Origin of the sequence: Mesorhizobium sp. M2A.F.Ca.ET.067.02.1.1 (assembly GCF_004023285.1) — a bacterium.
In the GTDB taxonomy this organism is placed as follows: domain Bacteria; phylum Pseudomonadota; class Alphaproteobacteria; order Rhizobiales; family Rhizobiaceae; genus Mesorhizobium.
The window spans coordinates 1-6433 of sequence record NZ_RZSB01000319.1; the positions used below are offsets into that span (position 1 = coordinate 1).

Below are 6433 nucleotides of genomic sequence, written 5' to 3' on the forward strand. Positions count from 1 at the left end.
CGCCATACCCGTCTCGGTGATCGGCGCCGACCAGGCCGGCAACAATCTGATGCGCATGCTGAGCGAGATCGGTGTCGCCACGGACGGGCTTCTGCAGCGGGCGGACCGCATGACCTCGTCGAAAAGCCGCTTCAGCGCGCTCAACCAGCAGGTGCTGCGCTTCGACGAGGAAGAGATCAAGCCGCTCACTTCCGCCGAGCGGGCGAAGCTCATCGATCATTTCCAGGCCGCGCTTGGCCGCGCCGACATCGTGATCCTTTCCGATTACGGCAAGGGCATTCTGCTCGACGGCGTCGCCGGCGAGCTGATCGCGATCTGCCGCGATGCCGGCAAGCCGGTGCTGGTCGATCCGAAGGGGCGCGATTACGCGCGCTATGCCGGCGCCACGGCAGTGACGCCGAACCGCAAGGAGCTTGGCGAGGCGGTCGGGCGCAAGGTGTTCGGCGATGACGAGATCGTGGCCGCCGCACGCGACCTGATCGCCGCGCATGACTTCGAGTATATCGTCGCCACGCGCAGCGAGAAGGGCATGAGCGTGGTCTCCGCCGAGGATGCCCGCCACATTTCCACCCAGGCCCGCGAAGTGTTCGACGTTTCCGGTGCCGGCGACACGGTCATTGCGAGCTTCGCGCTTTCGCTCGCCGCCGGCGCCGACCGGGTGCATGCCGCGGTCATCGCCAATGCGGCCGGCGGCGTCGTGGTGGGAAAACGCGGCACCGCTCGGCTGAATGTCGAGGAACTGTCCGGCGCGCTGTTCCGCTCGCATGGGCCGACGGCTCATACGGATGCCATTCTTGACGCCAATGCGGCGGCCAGGATGGTCGCCGCCTGGAAGGAAGAGGGCCTCACGGTCGGCTTCACCAATGGCTGTTTCGACATCCTGCACGCCGGCCATGTCAGCCTGCTGCATGCCGCCCGCAGCCAGTGCGACCGGCTGGTGCTCGGCCTCAACAGCGACGACTCGGTGCGCCGGCTGAAAGGGCCGGGGCGCCCGGTCAACAACCAGCATGACCGCGCCTGCGTGCTGGCAGCGCTTGCCTCGGTCGACGCCGTCGTCGTCTTCGAGGAGGATACGCCGCTCAAGCTGATCGAGGCGCTCTTGCCCGACGTCCTGGTCAAGGGCGCGGACTATACGATCGAGACCGTGGTCGGCGCCGATGTGGTGCAGAAGGCGGGCGGGCGCGTGGTGCTGGTCGACCTCGTCGCAGGCAAGAGCACGACGAACACGATCGGCAAGCTGCGTGCCGCAAACTGAGGGTCTCATGTCCGATTTGAACGACTACCTGGTCCGCTCCGCGGCGGCGATCTCGGCGATGGTCGAGCGCGACCTGACCGGTGAGATGGAGCGCGCCGTGAGCACGGTCGTGACCGCGCTTTCGCAAGGCAAGGCGCTGCTGATCTGCGGCAATGGCGGCTCGGCCAGCGATGCCATCCACATCGCCGGCGAGTTGGTCGGCCGCTTCCTGAAGGAGCGCAAGGCCTACAATGTCATCGCGCTGCCGGCCAACGCCGCGGTGCTGACCGCCTGGGGCAACGATTACGGCTTCGACACCGTCTTCTCGCGCCAGGTCGAGGCGCATGGATCGGAAGGCGCGGTGCTGCTTGCCATCTCGACCAGCGGCAATTCGCCAAGCATCCTTGCCGCCGCCGAGCAGGCGCGCATGATGGGCATGACGGTGATCAGCCTTACCGGCGATACCGGCGGCAAGCTCGCGCCGCTGACCGACATCCTGCTCAACGTGCCGTCGACCTCGACGCCGATCATCCAGCAGGGGCATCTCTGCCTCTACCACCATCTGTGCGAGGCGGTCGAAGCGCGTCTCAGCAATGGCTGACGGTGGCGCGGTCGATTCGCTTGTCGAGCCCGGCCTGTGGATCGAGCGGATCGGGACCAGGACCTTCCCAAAAGGCCTGCCGGCGCTCTTCCTCGACCGCGACGGCACGATCAACGTCGATACCAGTTATCCGAGCGATCCTGCGGATATCGTGCTGCGGCCGGAAATGCTGCCCGTCATCAGAGCCGCCAATGTGGTTGGGCTTCCCGCCATCATCGTCTCGAACCAATCGGGCATAGCGCGCGGTTATTTCGGCTGGGCGGATTTCGCGGCGGTCAACGGCAGGCTCCTCCAGCTTCTCGAAGCGGAGGATTGCCGGATCGATCTTGTGCTTGCCTGTGGGTATCATTCGAGCGGCACGGGCGTTCTGGCAGTGGGCGACCATCCGATGCGTAAACCCAATCCCGGCATGCTGCTGCGTGCGCGCGATCTGTTGGACCTGGATATGGGTCGGTCGATCATTATCGGCGACAAGGCAGACGATATGGAAGCCGGCCGCCGCGCCGGGCTCCGTGATGGTTGGCATGTCGGAAGCAGATCCAACCGAAAATCCGGCGACGCCGCCTTCGTCACGCACAAGCTCATAACTGGCAACGACCACCGGAGGCTTTGCGACCTTATCGCAGGGCTTGGCAAAGCCTAGGGCTTCATCTCGAAGGCCACCAGCCCCTCATCCTTGACGCGGCGGATGGTCAAGGCGGTGCGCACCGTGTCGACATTCGGAGCTGAAGCTAGTTCCTCGATGACGAAGGTCTGGAAGGTGCCGAGGTCGCTTGCCACGCAATGCAGCAGGAAGTCGGATTCGCCGGAGACCATCCAGGCGTCGCGCACGATCGGCCAGCCGCGCGTGCGTTCGGCGAAGGTCTTCAGCTCGGCATCGGCCTGGTGGTGTAGGCCTATCAGGCAGAAGGCGACGACATCCATGCCGAGCGCCGGCGCGTTGAGGAGCGCTCGGTAGCCGCGGATGATGCCAGCCTCTTCCAGCCGCCTGACGCGGCGCAGGCAAGGCGGCGCCGAGATGCCGACCCGGCTCGACAACTCGACATTGGTCATGCGCCCATCGCTCTGCAGCTCGCGCAGGATCTTCCAGTCGATGGCATCGAGGTCGGCTTTGAGCGGCATGGCTGTCTCGGCTCTTGCGCAAGAATCTTTCGCGAATTTGTAATTAAACGACTTTTGTGTCCGCGCCAGCCCCTCATCGACCCGATTTTTAGAGGTAACAAAAGCTGCGACTTTGCGAATATCCGGCTGACGGCAGCTTTCCGGGGACGACGGTCCGTTCGTCTTGCTGCCATGGTTGGCAACCCTTACATTAACCTCGACAAAACCACGGCCGCGCGCCGCAGGGGACTTTCATGAACACCAAACATGCGCCCGTTCTCATCATCGGTTCCGGCCCGGCCGGCTACACGGCGGCGATCTATGCCGCCCGCGCCATGCTGAAGCCGATGCTGGTCGCCGGCCTGCAGCAGGGCGGCCAATTGATGATCACCACGGATGTCGAGAATTATCCGGGCTTCGCCGATCCGATCCAGGGCCCCTGGCTGATGAGCCAGATGCTGGCGCAGGCCGAGCATGTCGGCACCGATATCATCAACGACATCATCACCGAGGTCGACCTCAATGTGCGGCCGTTCCGGGCCACCGGCGATTCCGGCACCGTCTACACGGCGGACGCGTTGATCATCGCCACCGGCGCGCAGGCCAAGTGGCTGGGCATCCCATCTGAGCAGACCTTCATGGGCTTTGGCGTTTCGGCCTGCGCCACCTGCGACGGCTTCTTCTACCGCGGCAAGGACGTCGCGGTGGTGGGCGGCGGCAATTCCGCGGTCGAGGAAGCGCTCTATCTGTCGAACCTCGCCAAAAGCGTCACCGTCATCCATCGGCGCAGCGATTTCCGTGCCGAGCGCATCCTGCGCGAGCGGCTGCTTGCGAAGGACAATGTCCGCGTCATCTGGGACACGGTGGTGGACGAGATCACCGGACGTCCAGGCAAGGCGCCGCTGCCGCCTTCCGTCGAAGGACTCACGCTGCGCAATGTCGTGACCGGCCAGGAATCGAAGCTGCCGGTCGACGGCGTGTTCGTCGCGATCGGCCATGCGCCGGCGGTCGAGCTGTTCGTCGGCAAGCTCAAGCAGAAGCCGAACGGCTACCTGTGGACGGCGCCCGATTCGACCCGCACCGACGTGCCCGGCGTGTTCGCCGCCGGCGATGTCACCGACGATGTCTACCGCCAGGCGGTGACGGCCGCGGGGCTTGGTTGCATGGCGGCGCTCGAGGCGGAAAAATATCTGGCCGGCATCGAGGTTCACCGCGAAGCGGCGGAGTGACAAATCGGCTGAAAAAAGCCGTTTAAAAGCCTGATTTTTCATTCAGACGCCAAATGCAACGCGAGGGGAATCATGGCGCTGGACTGGGACAAGCTACGCGTATTTCACGCAGCGGCGGAGGCTGGGTCGTTCACCCATGCCGCCGAGACGCTGCATCTGTCGCAATCGGCCATTTCGCGGCAAGTCAGCGCGCTGGAGCATGATGTCGGCGTAGCACTCTTCCACCGTCATGCGCGTGGCCTGGTGCTGACCGAGCAGGGCGAGATGCTGTTCCGCACGGCGCATGACGTGCTAATGAAGCTGGAAACCATCAAGACGCGGCTGACCGAGACCAAGGACCGGCCGTCGGGCGTGCTCCGCGTGACGACCACGGTGGGCCTGGGCGCCGGCTGGCTGACCGAGCGCGTGCAGGAATTCATCGAGCTCTATCCCGAGATCAGCCTGCAGCTGATCCTGGCCAATGAGGAGCTAGACCTCACCATGCGCCAGGCCGATTGCGCGATCCGGCTGCGGCAGCCGCAGCAGCCCGACCTTATCCAGCGGCGGCTGTTCACGGTGCATTTCCACCTCTACGCGGCGCCGTCCTACATCGCCAAGTTCGGCAGGCCGGCCTCGATCGCTGAGCTCAGGAACCATCGCATCGTCACCTTCGGCGTGCCGGTGCCTTCGCATCTGTCGGAGCTGAACTGGCTGGAGACGGTCGGCGATTTCGAGGGCGCGCAGCGGGTGCCGACGCTGCAGATCAACGACATCCTTTCGATCAAGCGGGCGGTGCAGGGCGGCGCGGGCATCGCCATGCTGCCGGACTATGTGATCAACAAGGACTCGAACCTGGTGCAGTTGCTGCCGGAGACCGAGGTGCCGTCCTTCGACACCTATTTCGCCTATCCCGATGCGATGAAGAACCAGGCGAAGCTGCACGTTTTTCGCGATTTCGTCATCGCGAAGGCGCGCAGCTGGTCTTATTGAAATGGCCGGTCGAGACTACTGCCCGCGCCAGGGTGTAAGGCGGGGCAGCCAGCCGGGCACGGCGCGTCGGTAGACTTTATATTCTTCGCCATAGCGTTGGGCGAGCGTCGGCTCTTCATAGATCTTGACGAACGAGATCATCGCCGCCGCGGCGATGAGGCCGTAGACCAGGACCGCCCAGCTCGAAAAGATCAGTGCCTGGCCGAGGATGATCGCCAGCACGGCCACGTACATGGGGTTGCGGACATGGCGGTAGATGCCGCCCACGACCAGCTTCTCGGTCGGCGCCACCGGCGCCGGCGTGCCCAGGCCCTCGAGGGCAAAACGGGCGAAGGCATGAAGCAGGATCGCAGCTGCTACGATCACGAGAATAGAGCCCGCGGCCACGAAGCCCGGCACAGTCGCCAGAGGTTTGCGATAATGATCGGTCAGCAGCCAGGGCATCAGTCCGGCGACAACGCCCGGCGCGACTACAAGGAACAGCGCACTACCGGCGATTGCTGAAAAACTACGCATCCGGGGGCCTCTGCCGCAAAAATAAACTTGGCCTGCCGAAGTCGGCATCATTTCGCTGTTTTACGCAGTTCCGAGCAAAATTAGCTGCATTTTGCATTTCAGCAGTCGCTTTTGATCTGAAAATACGGCGAGATCGCCCTATTTTCCTGGTCCTATGGCTTCCTGGAATAGGTTGGACCACAGCCTGCGTCTTTTTGCATGCGTGTGTTGCAAAATAGATGCTTGTTTCTTGGGCATGATGAGCACATATATAGTCCCATCTCCGGGGCGCGTTCTCCTCCCATTAGCGCTCTTGAGTGTTCCCCTCTGGAGGTTAGCCCTAATCGGCACTTCCAATCAAACTCAGCCGGATCTTTATTGATCCGGCTTTTTTGTTGCCCGCATGCCTCGAGCCGGCAAAAAACACGGTCGAATCCGACACGTAACAGTGACATGTAACATCGGGTAACATGTCGCAGACGCAGTCTATGGTTTAACTAGAAGATAGGACGCGGTTGGTCGGTTCGGGAGATGGGGGCATCACTCGAAATGGCCGGGCTCAGGCAGCTACCGCGTCCGAACCATTTGTCCGGATGCGGCGGACCAGCCGTTGCCTCCCAGGAAAACGGTCCGCAATAGAAACGGCGTCCGGTTGAACCGGACGCCGTTTTCATTTCATCCCAAGGTCAAACCGCGACGCGCTTTAAAGCGCATCGCGCTGAAACGGCATTCAGGCGGCCTTGCCGTTGGCGTTCATCGCCTCGTCAGCGAGCCGGCCGGTGAGCTCGGCCATGTGGTCGAAGG

General features: G+C 63.3%; 7 protein-coding genes. 5 read left to right on the top strand and 2 right to left on the bottom strand.

Annotated elements, in window-relative coordinates; translation table 11 throughout:
* The 3 genes from rfaE2 to EOA28_RS20630 all read left to right on the top strand — a co-directional run.
* Positions 1-1255 (top strand): D-glycero-beta-D-manno-heptose 1-phosphate adenylyltransferase (gene rfaE2 / locus EOA28_RS20620; protein ID WP_128315217.1); only part of this gene is annotated, 1255 nt, incomplete at its 5' end.
* 7 nt (positions 1256-1262) lie between these two features.
* Positions 1263-1835, top strand: coding sequence for an SIS domain-containing protein (locus EOA28_RS20625; RefSeq protein ID WP_042646200.1), 573 nt, complete (start codon positions 1263-1265; stop codon positions 1833-1835).
* The gene (locus EOA28_RS20630) at positions 1828-2478 is read left to right on the top strand and encodes an HAD-IIIA family hydrolase (protein ID WP_127251521.1); all 651 of its coding nucleotides are present in this window, start codon (positions 1828-1830) and stop codon (positions 2476-2478) included. Before EOA28_RS20625 ends, EOA28_RS20630 begins: the two co-directional genes overlap by 8 nt.
* Here the strand turns inward: EOA28_RS20630 and EOA28_RS20635 are convergent.
* Complete coding sequence (locus EOA28_RS20635) at positions 2475-2957, bottom strand: Lrp/AsnC family transcriptional regulator (RefSeq protein WP_127251520.1); 483 nt, start codon at positions 2955-2957, stop codon at positions 2475-2477. The genes EOA28_RS20630 and EOA28_RS20635 overlap by 4 nt on opposite strands.
* Before the next feature lie 233 nt (positions 2958-3190).
* On the opposite strand from EOA28_RS20635, the gene trxB reads away from it, so the two are divergent.
* Together trxB and EOA28_RS20645 are read left to right on the top strand one after the other, a co-directional pair.
* Positions 3191-4165: a thioredoxin-disulfide reductase gene (trxB, locus tag EOA28_RS20640; protein ID WP_126059818.1), complete on the top strand. Its 975-nt coding sequence runs from the start codon at positions 3191-3193 to the stop codon at positions 4163-4165.
* 72 nt (positions 4166-4237) lie between these two features.
* Positions 4238-5134: a LysR family transcriptional regulator gene (locus tag EOA28_RS20645; protein WP_042646207.1), complete on the top strand. Its 897-nt coding sequence runs from the start codon at positions 4238-4240 to the stop codon at positions 5132-5134.
* Positions 5135-5149: 15 nt separating this feature from the next.
* On the opposite strand, the gene EOA28_RS20650 is transcribed toward EOA28_RS20645, so the two are convergent.
* Positions 5150-5650 (bottom strand): isoprenylcysteine carboxylmethyltransferase family protein, encoded by a 501-nt coding sequence (locus EOA28_RS20650; RefSeq protein ID WP_127251264.1) that lies wholly within the window; start codon positions 5648-5650, stop codon positions 5150-5152.
* Positions 5651-6433 lie beyond the last annotated feature (783 nt).

Excerpts from the sequence above, each read along its gene's own strand:
- EOA28_RS20625 (WP_042646200.1), top strand. The coding sequence starts at position 1,263 with ATGTCCGATTTGAACGACTACCTGGTCCGCTCCGCGGCGGCGATCTCG.
- EOA28_RS20630 (WP_127251521.1), top strand. The coding sequence starts at position 1,828 with ATGGCTGACGGTGGCGCGGTCGATTCGCTTGTCGAGCCCGGCCTGTGG.
- EOA28_RS20635 (WP_127251520.1), bottom strand. The coding sequence starts at position 2,957 with ATGCCGCTCAAAGCCGACCTCGATGCCATCGACTGGAAGATCCTGCGC.
- trxB (WP_126059818.1), top strand. The coding sequence starts at position 3,191 with ATGAACACCAAACATGCGCCCGTTCTCATCATCGGTTCCGGCCCGGCC.
- EOA28_RS20645 (WP_042646207.1), top strand. The coding sequence starts at position 4,238 with ATGGCGCTGGACTGGGACAAGCTACGCGTATTTCACGCAGCGGCGGAG.
- EOA28_RS20650 (WP_127251264.1), bottom strand. The coding sequence starts at position 5,650 with ATGCGTAGTTTTTCAGCAATCGCCGGTAGTGCGCTGTTCCTTGTAGTC.